Annotated in this window: 15 protein-coding genes; 6 read left to right on the forward strand and 9 right to left on the reverse strand. The window is 56.5% G+C overall.

What is annotated here, in order from left to right:
• Positions 1–65: 65 nt before the first annotated feature.
• From ACQQ2Q_RS13475 to ACQQ2Q_RS13485, 3 genes are read right to left on the reverse strand one after another with little or no spacing between them, the layout of a single operon-like run.
• Positions 66–482 (reverse strand): response regulator, encoded by a 417-nt coding sequence (locus ACQQ2Q_RS13475; protein ID WP_428187616.1) that lies wholly within the window; start codon positions 480–482, stop codon positions 66–68.
• 24 nt (positions 483–506) lie between these two features.
• Positions 507–959, reverse strand: coding sequence for a response regulator (locus ACQQ2Q_RS13480; protein ID WP_428187617.1), 453 nt, complete (start codon positions 957–959; stop codon positions 507–509).
• Positions 934–4,656, reverse strand: coding sequence for a chemotaxis protein CheB (locus ACQQ2Q_RS13485; protein WP_428187618.1), 3,723 nt, complete (start codon positions 4,654–4,656; stop codon positions 934–936). Before ACQQ2Q_RS13485 ends, ACQQ2Q_RS13480 begins: the two co-directional genes overlap by 26 nt.
• Positions 4,657–4,983: 327 nt before the next feature.
• Here ACQQ2Q_RS13485 and ACQQ2Q_RS13490 point away from each other — a divergent pair, with 327 nt between their 5' ends.
• The 5 genes from ACQQ2Q_RS13490 to ACQQ2Q_RS13510 all read left to right on the forward strand — a co-directional run bounded on the left by ACQQ2Q_RS13490 (position 4,984) and on the right by ACQQ2Q_RS13510 (position 18,849).
• Entirely contained in the window at positions 4,984–7,038 is a 2,055-nt protein-coding gene (locus ACQQ2Q_RS13490; RefSeq protein ID WP_428187619.1) for a glycosyl transferase, read from the forward strand.
• A complete protein-coding gene (locus ACQQ2Q_RS13495) occupies positions 7,035–8,192 on the forward strand; it encodes a UDP-galactopyranose/dTDP-fucopyranose mutase family protein (RefSeq protein WP_428187620.1) in 1,158 nt (385 codons plus the stop codon). Before ACQQ2Q_RS13490 ends, ACQQ2Q_RS13495 begins: the two co-directional genes overlap by 4 nt.
• Positions 8,193–8,359: 167 nt before the next feature.
• Positions 8,360–16,729, forward strand: a complete 8,370-nt coding sequence (locus ACQQ2Q_RS13500; protein ID WP_428187621.1) for a beta strand repeat-containing protein — start codon at positions 8,360–8,362, stop codon at positions 16,727–16,729.
• A 753-nt stretch (positions 16,730–17,482) separates the two neighbouring features.
• Positions 17,483–18,331 (forward strand): LuxR C-terminal-related transcriptional regulator, encoded by an 849-nt coding sequence (locus tag ACQQ2Q_RS13505; RefSeq protein ID WP_428187622.1) that lies wholly within the window; start codon positions 17,483–17,485, stop codon positions 18,329–18,331.
• A gap of 32 nt (positions 18,332–18,363) precedes the next feature.
• On the forward strand, positions 18,364–18,849 hold the full coding sequence (locus ACQQ2Q_RS13510) for a response regulator (protein WP_428187623.1): 486 nt from the start codon (positions 18,364–18,366) through the stop codon (positions 18,847–18,849).
• Between the two features lie 43 nt (positions 18,850–18,892).
• Here ACQQ2Q_RS13510 and ACQQ2Q_RS13515 read toward each other — a convergent pair whose 3' ends face one another.
• Positions 18,893–19,936, reverse strand: coding sequence for a PAS domain-containing sensor histidine kinase (locus ACQQ2Q_RS13515; RefSeq protein WP_428187624.1), 1,044 nt, complete (start codon positions 19,934–19,936; stop codon positions 18,893–18,895).
• 221 nt (positions 19,937–20,157) lie between these two features.
• Here ACQQ2Q_RS13515 and ACQQ2Q_RS13520 point away from each other — a divergent pair, with 221 nt between their 5' ends.
• The gene (locus tag ACQQ2Q_RS13520; RefSeq protein WP_428187980.1) at positions 20,158–20,646 is read left to right on the forward strand and encodes a MarR family winged helix-turn-helix transcriptional regulator; all 489 of its coding nucleotides are present in this window, start codon (positions 20,158–20,160) and stop codon (positions 20,644–20,646) included.
• A gap of 3 nt (positions 20,647–20,649) precedes the next feature.
• Here the strand turns inward: ACQQ2Q_RS13520 and ACQQ2Q_RS13525 are convergent, their stop codons facing one another.
• The 5 genes from ACQQ2Q_RS13525 to ACQQ2Q_RS13545 are packed head-to-tail and all read right to left on the reverse strand — an operon-like array spanning position 20,650 to position 25,132.
• Entirely contained in the window at positions 20,650–21,333 is a 684-nt protein-coding gene (locus tag ACQQ2Q_RS13525; protein WP_428187625.1) for an ABC transporter ATP-binding protein, read from the reverse strand.
• Complete coding sequence (locus tag ACQQ2Q_RS13530; RefSeq protein ID WP_428187626.1) at positions 21,333–22,082, reverse strand: ABC transporter ATP-binding protein; 750 nt, start codon at positions 22,080–22,082, stop codon at positions 21,333–21,335. Before ACQQ2Q_RS13530 ends, ACQQ2Q_RS13525 begins: the two co-directional genes overlap by 1 nt.
• Positions 22,075–23,049: a branched-chain amino acid ABC transporter permease gene (locus ACQQ2Q_RS13535; RefSeq protein WP_428187981.1), complete on the reverse strand. Its 975-nt coding sequence runs from the start codon at positions 23,047–23,049 to the stop codon at positions 22,075–22,077. The genes ACQQ2Q_RS13530 and ACQQ2Q_RS13535 overlap by 8 nt, the downstream gene beginning before the upstream one ends.
• A gap of 18 nt (positions 23,050–23,067) precedes the next feature.
• Complete coding sequence (locus ACQQ2Q_RS13540) at positions 23,068–23,982, reverse strand: branched-chain amino acid ABC transporter permease (RefSeq protein WP_428187627.1); 915 nt, start codon at positions 23,980–23,982, stop codon at positions 23,068–23,070.
• Between the two features lie 13 nt (positions 23,983–23,995).
• On the reverse strand, positions 23,996–25,132 hold the full coding sequence (locus ACQQ2Q_RS13545) for an ABC transporter substrate-binding protein (protein WP_428187628.1): 1,137 nt from the start codon (positions 25,130–25,132) through the stop codon (positions 23,996–23,998).
• Positions 25,133–25,168: the final 36 nt, after the last annotated feature.

Below are 25,168 nucleotides of genomic sequence, written 5' to 3' on the forward strand. Positions count from 1 at the left end.
CTTTGTGGAGGAGACCGGTGTGCCATCTGTCCTGAACTGCGAAGAGCACCGATCAATGTCCTGCCTCAGTTCACCCTTACCTTGTTGTTGTTTAGCGCTTCTGCCCAAGCTATGACCTTTCGGATGGCCGCATCCAGTTGCTCGGACGTGTTCGATCCGGGATCCTTGACGATATAGTCCATGGCCCCGCGGCGGGCGGCTTCTGCCTGAATCTTCTGGCCGCCGGAACCGGTGAAGATGATCAGTGGAAGCACGCGTCCCAAGGCCATTTCCTGCAACCTATCCAGAACGCGCAGTCCATTGACTTCCGGCATATAGAAATCGATCAGCGCACAATCGATGTGGTGTTCCTGAAACAGATCCAGGCCTTCCTTTGCATTTCTGGCGGTATAGACGCTGTAGTTGGGATCGGCTTGTTCAATAAGTTCCGAGAAGAGTGCCAGATCGGACTCACTGTCATCGATCATCAATATGTTTGTCACCAGTGGTCCTCCTTGATCACGACCTCATGCCTTGTAAATGAAATGTTGCCCTTCGGCGTCGCTTAGGGACAGTCCGGGCAGTCGCGCGATTACCGGGGCAAGTTTTTCGTAATCGAGCGGTTTAACCAGGTAGTCGGCTGCCCCGAACGATAGCGATGTGTTCATATCCTGATCGCTATCTGAGCCGCTGCAGATGATCACCGGTATCTGCTTCAGCAGGTCCTTGTATGCCATCAGTTTGAGCACTTCGAAGCCATTGATATCCGGCATGTTCAAGTCCAGCAGCATGAGATCGGGCAGGGGGGCATCTTCGAAAGGCGGTTCCTGTTCGATATATGACATCGCTTCGCGCCCATCGCCGACCGAAATCAGGTTCATCATGACCTTGTCGCGTTCCAACAACACCTTGGTCAGAACCACGTCGTAATGCGAATCGTCGACCAGCAGCACGCTAGCTAGTGACGGTTTGTTTGACATGGGTAATGCCCTTCCCTGGTTGACTCGGGAGTTCGAAAAAGAATGTCGATCCTTCACCGAATTCGGACTCAACCCAGATCTTGCCTTCATGTCGTTCAACGACTTTCTGGCAGATGCTCAGTCCAAGTCCAGTTCCGGGAAATTCCTCTGTTTTGTTCAAGCGCTGGAAAACGTTGAATATTTTTTGAGAATGCTCCTGCTTCAAACCGATGCCATTGTCCTTGATGGCAAACTGATATCCATGCTCCAGGCGCTGTACGGATACATGAACCCGTGGCCTTCGACCTCGGCAGAACTTCAGGGCGTTGCCGATGAGATTCTGGAAAAGCTGGAATATCTGCATGCGGTCCGCGCGGATCCAGGGCAGGATATCGTGGGTCACTGTCGCCTCGGAATTGTCCAGGCTGTGTTTGAGGTTGTCGAGAACTTTTTCGATCTCCTCATTCAGGTCTATATCCTCCAGAGCCAGATTCTGGTTTTCGAGCTGAGAATAATTCAAGATTCCCTTGATCATCTTTTGCATCTGGGTGGAGCATTCGTGAATGTATTTCAGGTATTGCCGTCCGCTGTCATCCAGCCCAGTTGCGTGATCCTGAAGCAGCAGCGAGGCAAAGTTCTCGATTGACCGCGCTGGCTCCTTCAGGTCGTGCGAGCAGACATAAGCAAAACGCTCAAGTGACTCGTTGGTCCGGCTTAGATGTTCAAGTGCAAGCCGACGCTCCGTCACATCATAGATGAAGCCGGTCATGCGCTGCGGCTCTTTGCGCTCGCTCCACATGGCCTGCCCACTGGCGTTGGCCCAGAAATAGGTTCCATCTTCACGACGAAGACGGAACTCCACGTCAAACTCGAATCCTCGATCGAGATGTGCCTGCAAGATATCCATAATGTCGCGGCGCTCGTCTTCGTGGATCCTCCGCTTCAATTCGTCCATCGAGGGCGAAAAATTCGGGTCCCTTATACGAAGCATGGATAGCAAAAGATCAGACCAATGCATCCGGCCGCTTTTGATATCCCAGTCCCACATACCTGCCTGCGACCCTTCGGTCGCAAGCTGATAACGTTCCTGACTGTTGCGCAATTCATCCAGGGCCTGCTGCTCCTGGGCGTTGTTGACGTAAGTGAGAACGGCCCCGTTCACCTTACCGTCGCTATCAAGATATGGCTGAATTCGCTCCATATAGTAGGTTCCGTCACATTTGAGCTGCCGCGCGCGAAGCTTTCCTGTGTCAACGACCTCCACAATGTTACTGCGTAGTTGCGGTATGTCGATTTTCGTCGCGATGCCGGTGATCGGTTCGCCGATTGAGTTGTGGGTGATAAGGAAGATCTCACGCGCACTATTGTTATAGCGCGTCAATCGCAACGACTTGTCGACGACCACAATCGGGATGTTGATGCTTTCCTTGATGTTTTCCAGGTTCTCATTGGAGATCGCAAATTCCGCGGTCTTGATCTGAAGTTCCTCGTTGACGGTCAGCAATTCCTCGTTGGTCGACTGGAGTTCTTCATTGGCAGTCTCTAGCTCTTCATTGGCGGACTGCAGCTCTTCGTTGGTCGACTGCATTTCCTCGTTGGTGGACTGAAGTTCCTCGTTGGACGTTTCCAGTTCCTCTACGACCGTCTGCAGATGCTCCTTAGTCGCTGCCAGTTCCTGCTCCAGTTCCGCGAGCATGGGATCTGTGGCCCTTCCGCGAGAATCGCCATCTTCCGGAGTCGCGAGCAATTGCTCGCGGCGGTCGAAGGAGACCAGCAGAAGTTTTTCGCTGGACTGCTTTAAGGGAAGTGGGCGGATGTGAATGTCGACCCGATGGGGGACATTGTTGATCATCAGCTTTTTGGGCAGAACTGATTTTTGCAAGTTCTCTCGCTGGACCTTGTAGACCAGCGCTCGCAATTCCTGACGGAATTCGCGTCGGGCAATTGACACCAGATTGGTGCTGGCTTCGCCAGGTGACAGCTGGATATAGGGCTGAACATCTCCGTAAATACGCAGGATGTTCATGTTCTCATCGATCAGCAGGCTGTCCGGAGAGAGAGCCGAGACGACCGCATCGGGAAAGTCGTGATTGGTTTTCCTCTGAGCCGGTGGAGGGGTCGCCGTGACACTCTTCGATACATTCGAATAGGATGCTTTTGCCGAGCGGATGGCATCGTAGGATGACACCAGTTTGCGCTGGTAGATCTTGGCGCGATTGTCGAGGGGCTGAAACAAGTTGGCGCCAGTGCCTAACGCCTCCGACTTGCCGAGGTAGAGGATACCATTTGGGTTTAGTGCGTAATGAAAGAGGTTCATCACGGTCGACTGAAGCTTGCTGTTGAAATAGATCAGCAGATTGCGGCAACTGATGAAGTCGAGGCGCAGGAACGGTGGGTCGCTGAAGACGTTGTGACGAGAGAACATCACCATGTCCCGCACAGACTTCAGAACTTCGTAATTCTCGTCCTTGTGGCGAAAATAGCGGTCGCGGAGATCTGTGCTCATGCCTTCCAGAGTGGTGGCGGAATATACGCCCTTTCTGCCGAGTGACAGGGCATCTGTGTCGATGTCGGTTGCAAAAAGCTGGAAGTTATATTGCTGCTGTAATTGTCTTATCCCGCCGACAGCCTCGGCAAACATGATGACAATCGAATAGGCTTCTTCACCCGTCGCGCAGCCCGGGATCCATACGCGCAGATCGCTTCCGGCCTCCTTTTCGCTCAGCAGTTTCTTGATGACATTGGTAAGACTTTTAAAGGCCTCCTTGTCCCGGAAGAAATAGGTGACGCTGATCATGATGTCCTTGAACAACAGGTCGAGCTCTTTGGGGAAGGACTTCACGTAAGCGAGGTAGTCGTCCAGATCTTCCGACGAACAGGCGGTCATTCGCCTGTTGATCCGGCGGTAAAGGGTTCCGGACTTGTAGTCGCGAAAGTCCACGCCTGAACTCTCCTTCAGCAGATGGAGCAGTTCGTGCATGGTGGATCGGCTGACTTCTTCTTCCTGCAGCAGTTTGAGATTGCTGGGCGTACGGATGATCGACAGAATCTGCTGACCGATACGCGCGGCCGGAAGCACGAGATCGATGGAGCCGGCGGCGATCGAATTGGCCGGCATGCCGTCATATTTGGCTTCTTCCGGGTCCTGGGCAATCGTCAGGCCGGCTTCAGCCTTGATTGCGCGCACCCCGTGGGAGCCGTCCGATCCGGTGCCGGACAAGATGACGCCGATGGCATGATCGCCGATTTCCCGGGCGAGCGTTGCGAAGAAATAATCGATGGATGGCTTTGGCGAGAGCTCGTAGGGCGGGCGGCTGAGATGCAATTCGCCTTCGTGAACATAGACGTCGCTATTGGGCGGCGTGATATAGATGACCCCTGGTTCAGGCGTCAGGCCATCTCGGACCTCTTCAACCGGCATCGACGTCTCTCGGCCCAACAATTGCACAAGCATGCTCTGGTGCTTTGGCGAGAGATGCTGGGCGATGATGTATGTGATGTTGGGTGCAGACCGGGGAAGCGTCTTTAACACTTCACGCAGAGCTTCCAGTCCACCTGCCGACGCACCAATGCCGACCCAGTACAGACCGTCTTTGACGTGTGTTGTCTGACCATCCTTCTGCTTCCGGTCGGCGTCATCCTTGAAGGTATCCGCCCTGTTCCTGGCGCCGGACGATGGCTTTCTTATCGTCGTCTTCTCTGTCGCTTTCTTCGCCACTGGTCTGATCGCCTCGTTACTGTTTGCAAAGCTTCGGAGTGCTGAAGATCGTGAAAAGGTCCGATTTCATTAAGGATTACTATTTTTACCACAAGTTGCAATACAAGCGCGGGCTTATGTAGCAAATTATTGTGATCGATCCTCATTTCGCGTTCTCCTGGCGCAACTTACCTTGGAGCAGGCGCGAAATTCTTGAAATTCTCTGTGGACGAATAGGCCTTCCGCTGATTGCAGCATGTCGGGTTTGCATCGGTCGGCCTAAGTTCCCAATTCCGTTTGCATTTGAATGTAACCCCGGCCGGTCTGCCGCTTGTTTTCGAGATTGAAATGGCTTCCAATACCGTTCCCACAGCTCCTGCAGCCGCAGCATTCGTTACGATGCTGGACCTTGCCCGTTCGCAGCGACTGTCTGTCACGGATCTGTTTCAGTATGCGGAGACACGCGGGCTTGCCGGTCAAGGCGGTGAAGCGATTGAGATCTACAAGGCGTGGATTGCCTACAACGATACGCATCCATTCCTGCATCTGGTTTGCTTCAACTACTCGGTTGCTCTGCGGCAGTCGGGCGATATCCCTGGTGCCATTCACGCGCTCCGCGCATGCCTGAAACTGGATCCTCAGTTCGGCCAGGCGCACATCAATCTCGGGCGCGCCTTGGAAGACAGCGGATTATTGATGCAGGCGATCCAGCAATGGCAGAGCTATGTGGAGTTGACGAAGGACAGCACTGCAGATCGTGTGCTGCACCGGCTGATGACCTTGCAGCATATCGGCCGTGTGATGGAAAATGCCGGGCTGATGGAAGACGCGGAGAACGCGCTCTGGCAGGCGATTGAACTGCGTCCGGACAAGACGGAAGCGGGGCAGCACTGGAGTGCTCTGCGGCAACGGCAATGCAAGTGGCCGATCCTGGTATCTTCGACCCATGTAACGACGCGGCAATTGCTCGATGCCATGTCACCTCTTGCACTGGCCTGCTATTCCGATGATCCGATGTTCCAGTTGGCGCGAGCCTATAAATACAACCAGTCCTTTGTCGGTCGCCCTGATACGAGTGCGTTTGTGAATAAAACGCCCAAACTCAAAACCGGCACAGGTGAGCGTCTGCGCGTGGGTTACCTGTCATCGGATTTGCGCGATCACGCAGTCGGTTTTGCGCTTCGTGAAGTGCTTGAATTGCACGACAAGGAGAGCGTGGAGGTTTACGCCTATTATTGCGGCGATCCCGTTGCCAACGACGTGACGCAAACGCGGATGAAGGCGGTCGTGGACTGCTGGCGCGACATTGGTTCGCTCTCTGACGAGGCCGCAGCCCGCCAGATTGCGGAGGATGATATCGACGTTCTCGTGGACGTGAACGGTTATACCAAGCATGCCCGCACCAAGATATTCGCTTATCGTCCGGCGCCGGTGATCGTCAATTTCTGCGGCTATCCCGGTTCCATGGGCAGTCCGTTTCATCAGTATATGATTGCAGACGAGCACATCATTCCTGCGGAGCACGAGATCTACTATTCGGAGAAGGTGTTGCGGATCGCATGCAATCAGCCCATTGACCGTAAGCGTGAGATTGCGGATGCGCCTTCGCGGAAGGAGGCGGGGCTGCCGGAAGATGCATTTGTGTTCGCCTGTTTCAACGGCATGCAGAAGATAACCGAAAGCACCTTCTCGCAATGGATGACCATTTTGAATGCCACGCCTGGCAGTGTGTTGTGGATACTGACCGGCGGAGAGACCGTGGACAAGCGCTTGCGGGAGATTGCCGCCCAGGCAGGCGTTGCGGAAGGTCGCCTGATCTTCGCCGCAAAGGCACCGAATGCCAAACATCTCGCACGTATTGCTGTTGCTGATCTTTTTCTGGATACATTTCCCTACGGCGCACATTCCACAGCGGGAGACGCGCTTACCGTCGGACTTCCCGTCCTCACTTTTCCGGGCAAGAGCTTTGCATCCCGTTTCTGCCACAGCATCGTTGCTGCAGCCGGTGTTCCGGAACTGATTTGTACGGGTCCTGAACACTATGTCGAACGTGCGATCGGTTTTGCGAAGGACCGTCAGTCACTTGAAGCCGTCAGAGAAGCGCTGAAGTCTCGTCGCGCGACAAGCGCCCTTCGCGATATTCCGGGCCTGGCGCGTCGTCTGGAGGAACTCTACTGGCAGATGCAGGGCGAATGCGAGCGCGGTGAGACGCCGGTTCCGGATCTGCGCAATCTCGAGCTCTATTATGAAATCGGTGCAGAACTGGCGGACGGAAATGCAGCGTTTGTGGATGAGGATCGCTACCGCGCCCGTTATCGTGAAAAGCTGAAGGCCTGGAACGACTATGCGCCGATCGTGCCGGACAACCGCTTCTGGACGGAAGCGGAGGCTTTATCGCTGTGATCATTGAACGCGGCAATCAACCTGTTGCAATCGTTGGGGCCGGGCTTTCGGGCGCGGTCATCGGGCGAGAGCTTGCAGAGGCTGGTCATCGGGTGGAGATCTTTGAAAGCCGCACGCATGTCGCTGGAAATTGTCACACGGAGCGCGATGCCGAAACCGGCGTGTTGGTTCATGTCTTTGGCCCACACATCTTTCATACAGATGACAGCGACGTCTGGGACTATGTCAACCGCTACCAGAAGTTCATGGCCTTCAAGAGCCGCGTGAAGACAACAGCCAAGGGTCAAGTCTACTCGCTGCCGGTCAACCTGCATACAATCAACCAGTTCTTTGGGAAGACGTTGCGACCCGACGAAGCGCGTGACTTCATCGAAACGCTTGCGGATAAAACCATCGAAGTGCCTGAGACTCTGGAGCAGCAGGCTCTTCGTTTTGTCGGGCGCGAGTTGTATGGGGCGTTTTTCGAGGGTTACACCCAGAAACAATGGGGCTGTGCGCCCAGCGAGTTGCCGGCATCAATCCTCAAGCGATTGCCCGTGCGCTTCAATTATGATGACAACTACTTTTTCCATAAATATCAGGGCATGCCCGAACATGGCTATACAGACATGGTCGAACGCATTCTGGATCATGCCAATATCACAGTCCATCTTGAGACGCGGTTCGAGCGAAGCCTTGCCCAGGACTATGCGCATGTCTTCTATTCCGGGCCGCTCGATGGCTATTTCGATTATGAAGAGGGGCGTCTCGGGTATCGTACTCTCGATTTCGAGCGCTTTGTCTATCAAGGCGATTATCAGGGCTGCGCGGTCATGAACTATGGCGACCTATCGGTGCCTTACACGCGCGTGACAGAGCACAAGCATTTCTCTACCTGGGAGCAGCATGAGGCCTCTGTTTGCTACAGAGAGTTCTCGCGCGCTTGCGGCTCTGACGATACGCCCTATTATCCGATCCGGCTGGTAAAGGAAAAAGAACAGCTTCGCCGATATGTTGATCTGGCTGAAAAGCAAACCGGTGTGACCTTTGTCGGTCGACTTGGTACCTATCGCTATCTCGACATGGATGTGACGATCCGCGAGGCCCTGGATACTGCGCGTGTGTATCTTTCTTCAGTGGCGCCCATGCCGGCCTTTGTGCACGCTCCGATATAGTTTGATCGCGCTCCTACAGCTTCAGGCAAGCCAGTTCTCATAAAAATCAGTTCGCTGGGCGATGGCCTGTGCGGCTGGGTGCGTTTTCATGCCCATTTGTTCGCGCATAAGCCGTTGTCGCTCACGGATATTGTGATTTTTAATGGTAGCATTGAAGGCTTTTCTCCATGACTTCGACCATTTCTTCCATGACCACGAGTCAGATCAGATCACTGTCAACAGCGGCGGTGGCAGCGTGGTCAACAGAGGATGTGAGTTCGCTTTCAACGCAGCAGATCAATGTCTTGTCGTCCGCGCAGATTTCGGTGCTGGATACTGAAGATGTCGATGTGCTGACGTCCAAGCAGCTGGGGGCGGTTTCTCCGAGCGCCGTTGTCGGTTTGACATTGTCTCAATTGGCTGTTCTTGACCGCCAGGATATCGAAAGTTTCAGCTCCTCGCAGATCGCCTCGTTCTCGACGACGCAGATCGGCAATTTCACGACGGTTCAGGCTGAAGCCCTTACGTCATCTCAGGTTTCAAGTCTCAACAGCGCTCAACTGGCTGCGTTGGGTCCTGATGATTTGATGACCTTCTCAACCGCTGATATGGCCGCGATCAACGCCTATGCAGTCGCGGGCTTATCCACTGAGGTCATGGCTGCACTCTCTACAGCGCAGGTTTCCGCCTTGAGCACCGGTGCTGTCGCACGATTGTCGACGGCGCAGGTCTCTGCCTTGACCTCGGCTCAGATCGCTGGCCTGAATACCTCGCAGATTGCTGCCTTGACGGCGTCGCAGATTTCGGTTCTGGGCACGGATGATATCGCGGCTTTGTCCGCTTCACAGGTTTCGGCCATCAGTCCAACCACAATCCGCTATTTGTCCACAGCGCAGATCACGGCGCTGAGCACGGGTCAGGTTGAGGCGCTGACATCCAGCCAGATCGCCACGCTGACATCTCAGCAACTGAGTGCTTTCGGCGCTGATGATCTCCTTACCTTCTCGACTGCGGATGTCGCTGCAATCAACCAGTCGTCCATCGCCGGGATTTCGGCTGACAATATCGCCGATATGACGACCGATCAGATCGCTGCGCTGAGCGTCAACGTCGTCAAGGGATTGTCGAGCGAGCAGCTCATTGCGTTGAGCACCGCGCAGGTGGAGGCGCTGACGGCGGCGCAGATTGCAGTCCTCAGTGCGGCCCAGTTGTCGGCCTTCGGTTCGGATGACATAGCGACCTTTACCGATGCCGAATTTGGCTCCATCAATTCCAGCGCCATTATCGGGCTTACGACCGAAAGCGTTGCTGCGTTGCGCACCAGCCAGTTGACATCGTTGAATTCGGCGGCAACTGCACGTCTGACAGCAGCTCAGATAGCAGTGTTGAGCACGGATCAGGTGGCAGCGCTGTCGACGCAGCAGATTTCCGCTCTCAATGCCACGCAGATTGAAGCGCTGGGCGCGGTCAATATCGCTGTGATGTCCACCGATCAGATCGCGGCGGTGGCGACAACGTCCATCAGTCGGCTGACTGTCGATCAGATCGAAGCCTTGAATACGGCGCAAACCGAGGCGCTTACGTCGCGTCAGGTTTCAGCGCTTTCGACATCCCAGCTGGCTGCTCTTGGTTCCGATGATCTTTCGGTCTTTTCTGTTGAGGACATTACGGCAATTTCGGCGCGCTCTGTCGGCGGGCTGTCGACTGATGTTCTGTCGTCATTGTCTACCGAGCAAATTGCCGCAATCAGCCGTGAGGCAGTCGCGCGCCTGAGTGTTGAGCAGCTCAATTCGCTTGGAAGTGCGCAGCTTGCTGCGCTCTCTGGTAGTCAGATGGCCGCACTTACACCGTCCCAGGTTGGCGGTCTTAGCACCGCAGCCGTGTCTGTGCTTTCTTCAGACCAGATCACCGCGCTCAGTGCCACATCGCTGCGCTATCTGAGCACGGAGCAGATTACGGCTTTGAGCACCGGGCAGATCGCAGCTCTCAGCACAGCCCAGATCAAGGTGCTGAATGCGACCCAAATGTCTGCCTTCGGCGCGGATGATATTGCCTCGCTTTCGCTGGCCGATATATCTGCGATCGGGCAGAGCGGTCTGTCCGGTTTGACGACAGACGCGATTGCCGCTCTCACGACCGCTCAAGTCGCAGCGCTGAATTCCACTGCCATTCGCAGCCTCACGTCAGATCAGATCATTGCCTTGAGCACCAGTCAGGTCGAAGCGCTGACGTCTGTCCAGATCGGAAATATCGTGAAGACCCAGGTCTGGTACCTGGGAGCGGACGATTTGGCCACTTTCTCGGCAGCGGATATGGCCGCTTTGACATCGGCCGCAGCAACAGGCCTGTCCACCGAGCATATCGCGGCTCTGTCGACGGAACAGGTTTCCGCCTTGAGCCCTGCAGCTATCGCCCGCTTGAGTGGCGGGTTGCTCGCCACTTTAAGCCCCGAGCAGACAGCCGCATTGACGACTGCGCAAATCGCCGCGATCGGTGGAACCCAGGCGGCCGTTCTTACGACGGATCAAATCGCAGCCCTGACAACGGGCCAGGTGGCTGCGTTGAGCACGAGCGCTGTTTCCCGTCTTTCGAGCGACCAGATCGTCGCTTTCAGCACAGCTCAAGCCGAGGCGTTGACATCAAAACAGGTTGCGGTTTTCAGCTCGCTGCAGGTTTCGGCATTCGGTGTGGATGACATTGCCACTTTCTCCACCTCCGACATCGCGGCGATCAGCGGGTCAGGTGTTAGCGGGCTGACCACCGATCTGATGGCGGCGCTGTCTACTGTCCAGCTAGCAGCTCTTGCAACGACCTCAGTCAATCGCTTGTCCAGCGACCAACTCGGGGCGCTCTCCACATCACAAGTCACGTCGTTTACGACCGCTCAAATTGCCTCCTTGAAGTGGCAGCAGATTGCCTCCCTCAGCACCGACGCCGTTGCTGCTCTGTCGCCTGCACAGATGGCAGCCATCAGTGCATCCGGAATCACCGGGCTGACGTCCGAGCAAATCGAAACCTTAAGCACGACCCAGGCAGAGGCGCTGACCACATTGCAGGTGAGCGCACTGGCCTCTTCGCAGTTGGCCGCGTTCGGTGCAGATGATATCGCGACTTTTTCGTCCGGCGATATCGCTGCGATCAATGGCAAGATCGTCTCCGGTCTGCCTGTCGAGTTTCTGGAGGCATTGTCGACAGCACAGGTTGCAAGTCTGGGAACATACGCGTTGTCACGACTGACTGCAGACCAGATCGAAGCCTTCAGCACGGGACAGATTGATGCTTTGACATCGGCTCAGATCGGTGCGCTGATAACAACGCAACTTGCAGCGCTCGGCGCCGATGACATTGCAACATTCTCCACCGCGGATATTGCGGCGCTTAGCTGGTTGTCTATTCCCGGTTTGTCCGAGGAGGCGATCGAGGCGCTGAGTTCCGCACAGATCGCTGCGCTGACGACGAGTTCGGTCAACAGATTAACCGCCACCCAGATTGAAGCGCTAAGTACGGCTCAGGTCGATGCCTTCACCACCAAGCAAATTTCGGTGATGACATCGACGCAATTGTCGGCGCTTGACGTCGAGGATATCGCGACATTCTCCACTGCCGATATGGCCGCTTTGACGGCGGCTGCCGTTTCGGGATTGTCTGATGACGTTTTGCTGGCGTTGACGTCAACACAGCTTTCTGCGCTCAGCAGCGCTTCTGTCGGGCGGCTGACGGCAGCGCAGATCGAGACGCTGAACGCGGACCAGATCAAGGCATTTTCAACTTCGCAGCTTTCTGCGCTCAGCGCGGCCCAGGCCGCTGCGTTGAGCGGGGATGATGTTGCCGGACTGTCTTCAGACCAGATTGCAGCGCTCAGCGCAGCCAGCGTCGGCGGATTGACCGATGTCGCGATAGAGGCTTTCACGACCGCCCAAGTCGCCGCGCTTTCCACCAAACAGGTGGCTGCCCTTCGATCAAACCAGATAGCCGCCCTGAGCGAAGACAATATTGCTGCCATGTCTGCAGACCAGATTTCCGCCATCAATGGTGGCGCGATCAAAGGGCTGACACAGGAGCAGATCGAAATCCTCAGCACGGCACAGGCGGAAGCTCTGACGTCGAGCCAGGTCGCAGCGCTGAATTCCCAGCAGGTGGCGGCATTTGGCACGGATGACATCGCAACCTTTTCAACGAAGGATATCGCTGCTCTTACCGGCGCTGCCGTGACCGGTCTGTCGACTGAGGTCATCGCATCGCTTTCCACTGCGCAGCTGGAAGCGCTTGGTACCGCCGCAGTTTCCGGCCTGACCAGCGAGCAGATCATTGCGCTCAGCACCGATCAGGTTTCTGCCTTGTCGACGAAACAGATGGCGGCCTTGACCTCGCAGCAGGTCAGCGCATTGGAAAGCAGTGACCTTGCAGTCTTGACGACCAAACAGATTGCCGCCTTGAGCGCTGAGGGTATTGCAGGGTTCAGCACCTCCGATATCGCCAGCCTGACCACGGCACAGCTCGAAGCATTGAATCCTGCCCAGGTTGCCGCACTTTCGTCAGCCCAGATTGCCGCGCTCGGCACCGACGACATTGCGACCTTCTCAACCAAGGATATTGCCGCCATCAGTTCAAGCGCGATGGCGGGGTTGACCACCGGCCTCATCTCCGCGCTGACCACCGACCAAATCGTGGCCTTGAGCATTACCGATATAACGCAGTTGAGCACGCTGCAGATCAATGCGCTGAGTACCGCCCAGATCGAGGCGCTGACAGAAAAGCAGGTGGGTGCGCTCGATTCAGAGCAGGTCAGCGTTCTTGAGCCCGAGGATATTGTCACTTTCTCGACGAAGGACGTTGCAGCGCTCGGTTCTGACACGATCAAGGGTCTCACCACAGAGGCCGTTGCAGCGCTCACCACGCTTCAGATTGCCGCTCTTTCCACAGCGGGCATCTCGGGCCTGACGACGCGGCAGATCGCTGCGTTGAGCACCGATCAGATCGCAGCATTGACGACACGCCAGATCACTACTCTCAGCTCCCAGCAGATTGGGGCCTTTGGAACAGACGACATTGTCGGCCTCTCCACCAGCCAGATCGCGGCTTTGGGAACGGCTGGCATTGCCGGCTTGTCGACAAGCCAGGTCAACGCCCTGAACACCGCGCAGGTTGAGGCACTTTCCGCCACTCAGGTTGCCGCCTTGAGCTCCAGGCAGCTTGCCACACTTGGTACTGACGATATCGCTGTCTTTTCAACGGCGGACATTGCGGCGATTGGCTCTGGCGTCATTTCCAGCCTATCCACAGCGGTCATTGCTTCACTGACCCCGACGCAGATCGCGGCGCTGAGCAATTCCGGCATTTCCGGCCTTTCGACAGAGCAGGTGAATGCGTTCAGCACAACGCAGATTTCCAATCTGTCCACGCTCCAGGTCAGCATGCTGAGCTCGCGGCAGGTTGGCGCGTTTGGCACGGACGATATTGCGGCGCTGACAACAGCGCAGATTGCGTCTCTAAGCACCGCCGGACTGGATGGGTTCACCACGTCGGATATTGCCAGCCTTTCTTCGGAGCAGGTGGAAGCGCTGACGGCGACACAGGTGGGCTCGTTGAGTTCAAGTCAGATTGCAGCGCTTGATCTGGCGGACTTGAACACCTTCTCCAATGCTGATCTTGCCGCCATTGGCTCCAATGCTATTGCCGGCCTTTCGCCGACAATCATTGCTGGACTGTCGGCCTCACAGATATCTGCCTTAAGCACGCTTGGAATCTCTGGTCTCTCCACGACACAGGTCGCAGCGCTTGGCACCGCACAGGTCGCAGCGCTGACCACGGAGCAGATAACGGCACTGAACTCGCGCCAGGTCGCAGCACTCGGTAGCGACGACATAGCCGCTTTGTCGATCGATCAGGTCGCAGCGATCCAGGGCGAAGCCATTGCCGGCCTATCAACTGCGGTGATTGCGGGTCTCTCTACGGCCCAGATCGAAACCCTGCCCACAGAAAGTGTCGCAGGCCTGACGACGAAACAGGTCGCCGCGCTTAGCGCAAGTCAGATCCAGGCTTTGACGACAGAGCAGGTCCATGTGCTGGGCTCACGGCAGGTTGCTTCACTCGGGACGGATGATGTCGCTTCACTGACGACGGCCCAAATCGCGGCTCTGGGAACTGCGGGTATTCCTGGCCTAACGACAGATCAGATGAATGCGCTGAGCACGGCACAGCTGGAAGCCTTGTCTTCCACGCAGGTCGCGGCGTTGAGCTCACGGCAGGTCTCTGTTCTCACAAGCGACGATATTGCAGTCTTCTCGACCGCCGATATCGCAGCGATCAGTGGCGATATCATTTCGGGTCTGTCGACAAGCGTTATGGCCTCGCTTTCCTCCGAGCAAATGCAGGCTTTGAGTACGGCGGGAGTCGCTGGTCTGTCCACCGAACAGGTCATTGCTTTAAGCACGGCGCAGATTGCTGCGATGTCGACACAGCAGATCAACGCCATGACCTCACGACAGGTCGCGGCACTCGACATCGACGATATCGCGGCGATGACAACCGGGCAGATCGCGGCGCTGAGTACAGCCGGCATCAAGGGACTTGCGCCAACCGACATTTCCAGTCTGACCGACAGTCAGATGGAAGCGCTGACCGCTGACCAGATTGGCGCTTTGACATCCGCGCAGATCGCTGTCCTCGACATTTCGGATCTGGAAATGTTCTCGACCTCCGAGCTTGCTGCAATTGGCTCAAGCGCCGTCGCCGGTCTTTCGCCGGCCGTGATAGCGGCTCTGTGGCCGGACCAGATCGAGGCGTTGAGCACGGCTGGCATCTCCGGTCTTTCGACCGACCAAATCGCCGCTTTGACTGGCGAGCAGATCGAAGCCTTGACCACTGCACAGGTCGCAGCACTCAGTTCCAAGCAGATAGCAGCCCTCGGATCCGATGACATTGCCTCGCTGACCACCGCGCAGGTCGCCGCGATCAGTACGTCCGCGATCAGAGGATTGACCACCGCAGATATCGCGGCACTCGATCCAAACCAGGTGGACGCGCTGACGGCATCGCAGGTGGGTGTACTGACCTCCGAGCAGGTCGCCGCCCTTAGCCTCGAAGACCTCGAAATGTTTTCGACGGCCGATATGGGCGCGATCAGTTCCAGTGCGATCAAAGGACTTTCGACCGCCACAATAGCCGGACTTTCCACTGCGCAGATCGCTGCCTTGAGCGCTTCGGGCTTGCCCGGCCTGACGACGAGCCAGATCAACGCCATGAGCACGGATCAGGTTGAGGCACTGACTTCCACGCAGGTTGCGGCCCTGACATCGAGTCAGATTGCTGCGCTCGGCGCCGACGATCTCGAAGTGTTCTCCACTGCCGATATCGCTGCGATTAGTGCAGAAGGCATTCTCGGCTTGTCGACCGCGACCCTGGCGGCGCTTACGCCCGATCAGATATCAGTCATCGGCACGGCTGGCATATCGGGCCTTTCCACGGCGCAGCTCGCTGCATTGGGCATTGAACAACTGGAAGCGCTGACGACGGCGCAGATCGCCGCTCTCAGCTCTCGTCAAGTTGGTTCACTCGGAACTGACGATATTGCGGCACTCTCGGCCGATCAGGTTGCGGCCTTCAGCGCGACGGCCGCCAAGGGGCTAACCGGAACACAGATCTCTGCCATGAGCGCAGAGCAGATTGATGCGCTGTCGACCGGTCAAATCGCTGCTTTGAGTTCCGACGCGATCTCCGGGCTGAGCTCCGACAAGTTGGGATCGCTGTCGACTGCAGAACTCGCAGCGATCAGTCACGACGGTATTCCAGGATTGCCTGCCGCCTTTATCGCGGCACTTTCAGCCGCGCAGATTGAAGCACTGAGCACCAGCGGTGTTTCGGGACTGACAAGCGCGCAGGTGAGCGCGATGAGCGCGGGGCAGATCGATGCCCTGTCTACGGACCAGATCGCTGCGTTGAGCACAGCTGGCCTTGCAGGTCTGGCCGTCGAGGATATGGATATGTTCTCGATCGAGGAACTCCAGCTTATCGACGCGGCCGCTTTCAAGGGCATTTCCACTTCCGTCATCGCGTCGCTCTCCACCGATGAGATTGCAGCTCTTACAACCGGCCAGGTTTCGAAGATGAGCTACAATCAGGTCCTGGCCATGAGCACGGGGCAGGTTGCTGCCTTGTCGACCGACCAGCTTGGCGCATTGACCGCCATCCAGGCGGCGGCGATCGGGGTGGACGATATGGCCACATTCTCGACTGATGAAATCATGGCGCTCGGGACCAATGCAATTTCAGGACTAAGCACGGCGACGATCGCGTCTATGACGACAGCGCAAGCTGAAGCGTTGACGCCGGCGCAGGTTGCGGCTCTGACGTCTGCTCAGGTCGATGCCATGTCCATGGATGAGTTGCTCACCTTCTCGACCGAAGACATTGCGGCGTTCAGTAGTGCTGGTCTCGCTGGGCTGTCCACAGAAGACATCTCTCAGCTTTCAAGCGAGCAACTCGGCGCGATCATGGATACGCAGATGGGCAAGCTAACACCGGAACAGATCGCGGCGGTTATCGCAGCGTATGTTTAATCCGATGAGGTCCGACGAGGCTAGCAGCCGCTTTCGCGCCGGTTGAATAGCGGGCTCGAAAGCTAGTGGAATGTGATTCGTTTGTTCGAATTGCAGACTGAAAAAACCTGCGCTTCAGGTCGCGCAGTGTTTTTTCAGTCTTTCCAAACTTTTATATATTTCGATTATTATCATTATTAACAGTCACTTAGGTGCGCGCCAGAAAATGTTTGCGCTGTCATTTAGATTGTTCGAATATAAAAATTGACAGGAATCATCAATGCGCTCAAAACGTGTAGTGTGGTGAAGGAGCAATCATGCAACTTCGGTCCACATGGCTACGGTAAGGAGGCGCTGGTGTATGGGGCATATCGTAAGAATGAGCCGGTTAAGGCGTTCTGGACGCACGTGAAACCTGAAGGTCACGTCGCCAGCCGGCCCTCGATATGCCTGGACACTGGGGAGTTTCCAGACCCTTGCCGGCAAAACTCGGGAGGGAAAGTCGCCGGAATTCTTCAGTAGCCCGCAAGGGCTTGGGTGAGAGAGCTGGTTTCAAGGTCCGCCAACCTGTTTGCGCTAATCCTCGTTATGCGCTTTTCCAGCTCTCTCATTCCCAATTTTGTTAACGTAATCAGCATTTGCTCACCTGCAGGTGAGCAAGTCTTTGTTCGTCGTTTTCGTGATTGCGCTTGTTTCTCGTGCCGGACTTCGAAATTCAGATTCTAACCGCCAAGTTCTGAATTTGTCTGTTCTTGCATGGGCTTCTTGAATTCGATGATCCAGTTCTACCTGACTGTGCACATGATCGAAATCCCAAGTTCTAGGGATACGGACATAGCATCGAACCGCGGTGCTATTCGAATAGAGTTAGAAATTCTTGACGGTGGTGCGTTGAAAGACGAAACAGGACAGAATGGTATGCAACAACTGCTTGACGTTAGTCTGCATGAAGGACCGGAGATGGAGCGTGCGATCAATCGCACCGACTTCTTCCGTTTGTTCAAGTCAGTGACCCGCGCTTATGGATTCGATCTCTTCCTGGTATTCAGGCACACACAACATCATCAGGGTCTGAGGGCACATAGCGACTTCCTGCTCACAAACTTGCCCGAAAGCCAACATGCTGCCGCTGCGCTGGCGATGACGAGCGCTCCAGGAGATTTGCTGCAACTTATTCATCGATTGAGCACTCCATTTTTCCATAAGCTGCAAGCCAATTTCTTCGATCGACGTGGGCCGGCGGGTTGGGGAAAAGAGAGCCGGGACTTCATGTTTGTTCCGCTCTATGCACCGGATGGAAAGAGGTATTGCCTGCTGCTCGGTGGAGAGCGCGCATTGCCGTTGAAGCGTGAGACTGCAGAAATCCTGCTCGACAGCCTCCGCGTTTTCAACAAGTACTACGACAAGATCATCACTTCAGAGACATCGCCGACCCTCACCGCGCGTGAAACCGAAGTCGTTCGGTGGACGAGCGAAGGCAAGACGTCGGCGGAAATCGCCATCATCCTCGGGCTTTCCGAGCATACGGTCATCTCGCATATAACGGCATCAGCCAGAAAATTGAATGCCGTCAATCGCACCCACATGATCGCCATCGCGATCAAGAAGGGTATCGTTTCTTAAAGAGGACAGGACGCTTCAATGGAAAAGGGAGAATGGAGTTGAAGTTGGAATTATCGAGCAAGGCAGTCTCATCCGCGTCGCCAATCACCATTCTTCTTGTCGATGACGAGCTGCTGGAATTCAAGGTACTGGAATTGAAGCTGGCATCGACGCCCGAATTCAAGCTCGGCGTCGATTATGCGGCCACTATCGCTGAAGCAGTCCTCAAGGTCAGGGCTGGCGATTATCAGATGATTCTGGTCGACAACCGTCTCTTTCCCAACAATGATTTTCGCGAAACGGTGCCGCAACTGCGGCGCGCGGGCTATACCGGTCCGATCGGCGTGATCTCTGCAGACATCTCGGACGCGTATTTTCAGCAGTTTCCGCAATACGGTGTCGATTTTCGCATCGGCAAGGATGAGCTCGATTACCACGCCATTCGCCATATCATCGGCGAGTATGTGAACAAGAAGCTTCCGGATGATTGGTACCAGGAAAGCGGTGTGTCGGTGACGGAAAATGGTCTTTCGTCCTGACGCTCAGCTTGGCCGTTTTCAGCGGCTGCAAGGCGGGCTGTGATCACTGGCCGGGCGAAACCATGTTCGTGACGGGCAGGGATATTGTCATGACGGTTCCGGCATCACCGGTCTTGGAGACCTCGATATCTCCATCAAGTGCCAGCAGGATTGTCTTGCAAAGGGTGAGACCCAGTCCAGGGCGGCGTGGCCGCCCACCTGACGGGCGGCTCCAGTAGGGATCGAACACACGTTGCGTGTCGTCCGGCGCAATGCCCGGTCCATCATCCTTGACATGTACCTTGATGCCGCCCTGGCTCCGTTCACCTTTCACAATGATCGTGGGCGGTGCATCAACTCGATGCAGCAGAGCGTTTTCGATCAGGTTGACAAAAACGAAGATGAGTAATTCCTCGTCACCTATTGCCTTCGGTAGCGAATGTGCCTCTACGGCGCCTTGAGCTTTTTCGATATCTGCCGACATTTCACGTATCGCGCGCTCGACCACGGCGTCGAGGCTTACGGTATCGCGTTTGGGTGTTTTGGTCTTCGCCGAAAACCCCATCACTGTCTGCACGCGCGTTTTCAGCTCTGCTCCTTTCTTCTCTATCGCGTCCAGCATTTCCTTTTGCTGCGGGGTGGCTGTGGCACCGAGATCTGATGCCAGAATGGACGCAAACATTGACATCAGACGGAGCGGCCCCTGTATGTCATGGGATGTCGCGGACATGAATTGTTGCATGCGGCGGACTGCTTCGGACTGCCGTTCGACCACCTGCTTTCGTTCAGAACAGTCGGAGAAGATTCCTCTGGCCATGGGTGTGCCACTGGCGTCTGCCGCGCTGGCGCCCTGCATCTCAAACCAGCGCCACTGGCCGTTGTTATCGCGAACGCGAAATTCGATGGCCTGACGTTTTTCAGGAGCCGCAGTCAGTTGCTGGCAAAATTCCGAAAATGCCAGCCTGTCTTCCGGGGGCATACTCTCCATCAGGGCGTCCTGGGTGCGCTGTTCCGCATCCGCGTGGCGACCATCCACCGACTTGAAAACAAAATGCCGGGCGCTGAGGTCGGCATGCCATTGACCGAATTCACCGAATGACTGTTTCATCGCATTACCCTCCAGTCCCCCTGTAAAGCTTGCCCTTTACGCGTACTGCTTTGGGCTACTGTCTCTCGCAGATGATCAGGCGGCAGGTCACATTTCAAGTCTCTAATGGTTGTCTAGATAGATCCGAGCCCTGAATGCCAGAGGCTTGGTCATTAGTTTATGTTTGAAATAATTTGTTCATAGCTAGCGTCGCCAATGTGCAGGTAATGTGAATCATGACCATGGATTTGGATTTCATTGGGGGCGAGGTGCAGGAAGGCAAACAGGAGCTCAGGCTCTGGCTGAAGCTTCTGGCCACGACCAAGCTGATTTCGCAGGAGCTCCGTCGGCGTCTTCGCTCGGAATTCGGCGCAACGCTGCCCCAGTTCGATCTGCTGGCACAGCTCTATCGAGAACCTGATGGTTTGAGACTCGGTGAATTGTCGAAGCGAACGATGGTTACCAACGGCAATGTCACCGGCCTTGTGGAACGTCTTGAAACAGACGGACTGATCAGGCGAGTGACATCGGGTGCGGATCGACGTGTCACAGTCGCGCGCCTGACAGACGAGGGGCGCGCGTTTTTTGGCCGCATGGCGGATGCCCATGAAGGCTGGATCCGGGATCTGATGAGTGACGTCGATCCCTCCACGATCCGCACGCTGCTGGAAGATGCCGACACGCTGAAGCAGTCTGCCCGTACGCATCTCTCCGGTCCGGAAGAAGGCTAGACATCACACACCCAGATAGCGATCCTTGATGTCGGTGTCGATTTCGACTGGCTTGCCGGCCCAGACGGATCGACCGTTTTCCAGGATCACACAGCGATCGGCGACCGGTAGCAATTCCGATAACGTCTTATCGACGAGCAGGATCGAGAGTCCGTCCGTCTTCAATGCACGGATCGCCCGCCATATATCGTCGCGGATCACCGGAGCCAAGCCTTCCGTTGCTTCATCCAGGATCAGAAGTCTGGGATTGGTCATCAGTGCGCGACCGACTGCCAGCATCTGCTGCTCGCCGCCCGACAGGGTCCGTGCTTGCTGATTTCGACGCTCGGCGAGCCTTGGAAAAAGGTCGTTGACCCTCTCAATCGTCCAGTGTCCATGACGGGCAGCGGCTGTCAGGTTTTCGTAAACGGTCAAGGATCCGAAACACCGCCTGCCTTCCGGTACAAGCCCAAGGCCACGTTGCGCGACCTTGAAGGCGGGCTGGCGCGCTGTGGGCTGTCCGCCAAACATAATGGAGCCGCTTTTGGGTGGTGTCAGATTGCAAATCGATCTGATGGTGGTGGTCTTGCCCATGCCATTGCGGCCCATCAACGCCACGACTTCACCTTCGGCAAGGGAAAGATCAACGCCGAAAAGCGCCTGGCTGCTACCATAGAAAGTCTTGATGTCTTCCACCTGCAAGAGCATCAGGCATGTTCTCCTAGGTAGGCGGTACGCACTGCTGGGTCGCTGCGTATCTCATCAACAGTGCCGGTTGCAATAATCTTGCCGTAGACAAGCACGGATATGCGATCGGCGAGTGCAAAGACCGCATCCATGTCATGCTCGACCAGAAGAATCGGAGTCTCGTGGCGCAGTTCATCAAGGAAGTCGGTCAATGCCCTGGAGCCTTCCGGTCCCATGCCCGCCATCGGCTCATCCAGCAGAAAGGCTTTGGAGCCCAATGCGAGTGCAATAGCCATCTCAAGCTTTCGTCTTTCTCCATGCGAAAGTTCGGACGAGGGAAGGGTTGCGCGCGACGCCAAGCCCACTCGTTCCAGAATTGCCATGGCCGGTTCAGTCAGCGATTTGTCGCTGATGACCGGTTTTATGAAGCGGAAACTTGAACCCTGACGTGCCTGTACGGCCAGCATGACATTGCGTAGTGCGGAAAATTCAGGCGCAATCGAGGAGATCTGGAATGTGCGACCGAGGCCCCTGCGCGCACGCGCGGCAACACCAAGGGATGTGATATCGTGTCCCTCAAGCCGGATTGAACCCTGGTCTGGGTGAATTGTGCCGCAGATCTGATGAATGAGCGTCGATTTGCCGGCGCCATTTGGGCCAATCAGCGCGTGGATCTCGCCGGGTTTCAGGTCTATACTGACATGGTCGGTGGCGCGCAGCGCGCCAAAGTTCTTCACCAAGCCTGAGATTTCGAGCACGGGATCAGCCATGACGCGCCTTTCCGGCCAGAAGGCCCATCACGCCGCCACGGGCAAAGAGAACGGTGCCGAGCAGGATAAGCCCAAGGAAGAATTGCCAACGTTCGGTCACTTCACCGAGATTGTGCTCGATCAGAACGTAAAGTGCGGCACCTGCTACCGGACCGAACAGGCGACCGGTGCCGCCCAGAATGATCAGCACGATCAGTTCACCCGACATGTGCCATGACATCATGGAGGGACTGACAAAGCGGTTGAGATCGGCATAAAGCGCGCCGGCAATGCCGGTGATCATGCCGGAGATGGCAAAGGCGACCAGCTTGATCGGGAAGGGTGCAATGCCGACGGCTGCCGCGCGTGTTTCGTTCTGCCGCGTAACCTCGAGTGCGGTGCCAAAGCGGGAGCGGCGAATAAGTGCGACGATCAGGATACCCACAAGCATGGCGCAATAGGCAATGAGGAAGAAGTTCATCGGTACCATGGTGTTGGTGCCGGGGAACTTGTTGCGCAGCACGATGGACAATCCGTCCTCGCCGCCATAGGCCGGCCAGGAGACGGCGAAATAGTAGACCATCTGTGCGAAGGCCAGCGTGATCATGATGAAGTAGACGCCGCTGGTGCGCAGGCTGATGGCACCGACTGCCACACCAATTACCCCGCAGGCGATTGCCGCAGTCATCCAGATGATCGGCATCTGCGTGGTGCCTGGAATTCCAAGCAGCAGCGGCTCGGCGGAAAAGCCGTGCGCTGCCAGAATGCCAGCGGCATATCCGCCAATTCCGAAGAACAGGGCGTGGCCGAAGGAGACCAGTCCACCGAGACCGAGCGCCAGATTGAGGCCGACGGCAGCCAATGCCAGGATCACGATCCGGGTTGCAAGCGTGATGTAGAAAATCTGCCCGACAGCCTGTGCGGCAAAGGCGGCAGCCAGAAGCCCAAGGGCAATGGCTGCGTTGACGATGTTCTCGCGGGTCAGCATGGTCATGTTGATGGCGGCCTATGCAGTGAACAGGCCACGGGGCCTGAATGCGAGAATGAATGCCATCATGATGTAGATGAGCATGGAGGAGATGGAGCCACCGACGGTGCCGGCAGCGGATGGCACGAGAAACAGAGATAACATCTGCGGCAGCAGCACACGCCCCATGGTATCGACCACGCCCACCAGCAGCGCTGCGAAAAAGGCACCCTTGATCGATCCGATGCCACCGATGACGACGACGACGAAGGCGAGGATCAGCACCGGTTCGCTCATGCCGACCTGCACCGACTGCAAGGCTCCGACCATGGCGCCGGCGAGGCCCGCAAGGGCGGCCCCCAGCGCAAACACGACGGTGTAGAGCGTCTGTATGTCGACCCCCAGAGCACCAATCATTTCACGGTCATTTTCTCCGGCGCGTATGCGGATGCCGAGTCGGGTTCGCCCAATCAGCAGCGCAAGACCAAGTGCCACGAGAGCGCCGACGACGATGACCGCCAGCCGATAGAGCGGATAATGCACGTCGCCTGGAAGAGAAACCGCCCCTTGAAGTGCTGCGGGTATGTTCAGGTAGAGCGGGAAAGAGCCGAAGATCCAGCGGGTGCCTTCCGAAAAGATCAGGATCAGGGCGAAGGTGGCCAACACCTGATCGAGATGGTCGCGGTCATAGAGGCGCCGGATCACCAGCACTTCGACGATCGCGCCGGCTGCAGCGGCTGCGATCAGGCTTGCCGCTAGCCCCAGCCAGAAGGAACCAGTGGCGGCTGCGACCGCGGCACAGGCGAAGGCGCCCACCATATAGAGGGAGCCATGGGCCAGATTGATCAGGCCCATGACGCCGAAGATAAGGGTCAGGCCAGCGGCCATCAGGAAGAGCATGACACCCAGCTGAAGGCCGTTGAGCAGTTGCTCGATCGCAAGTGCAGCGGTCACAAGCAGTCCTTACTTACATCTTGCAGTCTTGAGCATAGGCATCGCCATGGTCGGTAAAGGCGGTGCCAATGATCTTGTTGGTGATGACGTCACCTTCCTTCACCACCTCGCGGACATAGATGTCCTGGATCGGGTGCTGGTTGGTGTTGAACTTGAACTTGCCACGCGGAGAGGCAAAGTCTGCCTTCAACAGTTCGGCGCGGAAGGCTTCTGTGTCTTTAACATCGGCCTTGGCCGCTGCCGACAGGATCAACTGCGCGGCGTCGTAGCCCTGCAGGGCATAGATCGAGGGCAGGCGATCATATTCGGCCTGGAAGCCTTCGACGAATTTCTTGTTGGCTTCGTTGTCGAGGTCATGAGACCACTGGCCGGAATTTTTCGTGCCGAGCGCTGCATCGCCCATGGCGCCCAGAACGTCCTGGCTGAACGAGAAGCCCGGGCCCATGACCGGGATGTCGATGCCCGACTGGGAATACTGCTTCATGAAGGCGATGCCCATGCCGCCCGGCAGGAACATGAACACACCATCGGCACCCGACGCACGGATCTGCGCGATCTCGGCGGCATAATCGGTCTGGCCCAGCTTCGTGTAGATTTCAGAGGCGATTTCACCCTTGAAGTAACGTTTGAAGCCAGTCAGCGAATCCTTGCCGGCCGGATAGTTCGGCGCCAGGATGAACATCTTCTTGTGGTCCTGGTTGGCATATTGCCCCATGGCCTCGTGAAGATTGTCATTCTGGTAGGCCGCGTTGAAATAGAGCGGGCTGCAACCGGCACCCGCGAGCGGAGCGGGTGCCGCGTTTGTGGAGATATAGAATTTGCCCTGCGCGACGACGCCCGGCTGGACGGCCATCAACAGGTTTGACCAGACGATGCCCGTGAGGATATCGACATTGTCCTGTTGGATCATCTTGTCGGCGAGTTGAACGGCCATTTCCGGCTTTTGACCGTCATCCTCGATGACGACCGAAACGTCCTTGTTGCCGGCATTCTTGATGGCCAGCATGAAGCCGTCGCGGGTGTCGACGCCAAGACCGGCGCCTCCGCCCGACAGCGTGGTGATCATGCCGATCTTGACGGGCTCAGCCGCGGCTGTGCCGGCAATGCCGAGGCTCAAGGCCAGGGCGGCGGCAGAAACGAATGTTTTCATGGTTCCCTCTTCTCTTTTTTCTGGTCCGGTTGCCGC

Origin of the sequence: Agrobacterium sp. ES01 (genome assembly GCF_050320885.1) — a bacterium.
GTDB lineage: Bacteria > Pseudomonadota > Alphaproteobacteria > Rhizobiales > Rhizobiaceae > Allorhizobium.

What these genes read in the sequence shown, in the direction of transcription:
- ACQQ2Q_RS13500 (WP_428187621.1), top strand. Translation starts at nt 8,360, where the DNA reads ATGACTTCGACCATTTCTTCCATGACCACGAGTCAGATCAGATCACTG.
- ACQQ2Q_RS13515 (WP_428187624.1), bottom strand. Translation starts at nt 19,936, where the DNA reads ATGAAACAGTCATTCGGTGAATTCGGTCAATGGCATGCCGACCTCAGC.
- ACQQ2Q_RS13490 (WP_428187619.1), top strand. Translation starts at nt 4,984, where the DNA reads ATGGCTTCCAATACCGTTCCCACAGCTCCTGCAGCCGCAGCATTCGTT.
- ACQQ2Q_RS13535 (WP_428187981.1), bottom strand. Translation starts at nt 23,049, where the DNA reads ATGCTGACCCGCGAGAACATCGTCAACGCAGCCATTGCCCTTGGGCTT.
- ACQQ2Q_RS13520 (WP_428187980.1), top strand. Translation starts at nt 20,158, where the DNA reads ATGGATTTGGATTTCATTGGGGGCGAGGTGCAGGAAGGCAAACAGGAG.
- ACQQ2Q_RS13505 (WP_428187622.1), top strand. Translation starts at nt 17,483, where the DNA reads ATGATCCAGTTCTACCTGACTGTGCACATGATCGAAATCCCAAGTTCT.
- ACQQ2Q_RS13530 (WP_428187626.1), bottom strand. Translation starts at nt 22,082, where the DNA reads ATGGCTGATCCCGTGCTCGAAATCTCAGGCTTGGTGAAGAACTTTGGC.
- ACQQ2Q_RS13480 (WP_428187617.1), bottom strand. Translation starts at nt 959, where the DNA reads ATGTCAAACAAACCGTCACTAGCTAGCGTGCTGCTGGTCGACGATTCG.
- ACQQ2Q_RS13545 (WP_428187628.1), bottom strand. Translation starts at nt 25,132, where the DNA reads ATGAAAACATTCGTTTCTGCCGCCGCCCTGGCCTTGAGCCTCGGCATT.
- ACQQ2Q_RS13510 (WP_428187623.1), top strand. Translation starts at nt 18,364, where the DNA reads ATGGAGTTGAAGTTGGAATTATCGAGCAAGGCAGTCTCATCCGCGTCG.
- ACQQ2Q_RS13525 (WP_428187625.1), bottom strand. Translation starts at nt 21,333, where the DNA reads ATGCTCTTGCAGGTGGAAGACATCAAGACTTTCTATGGTAGCAGCCAG.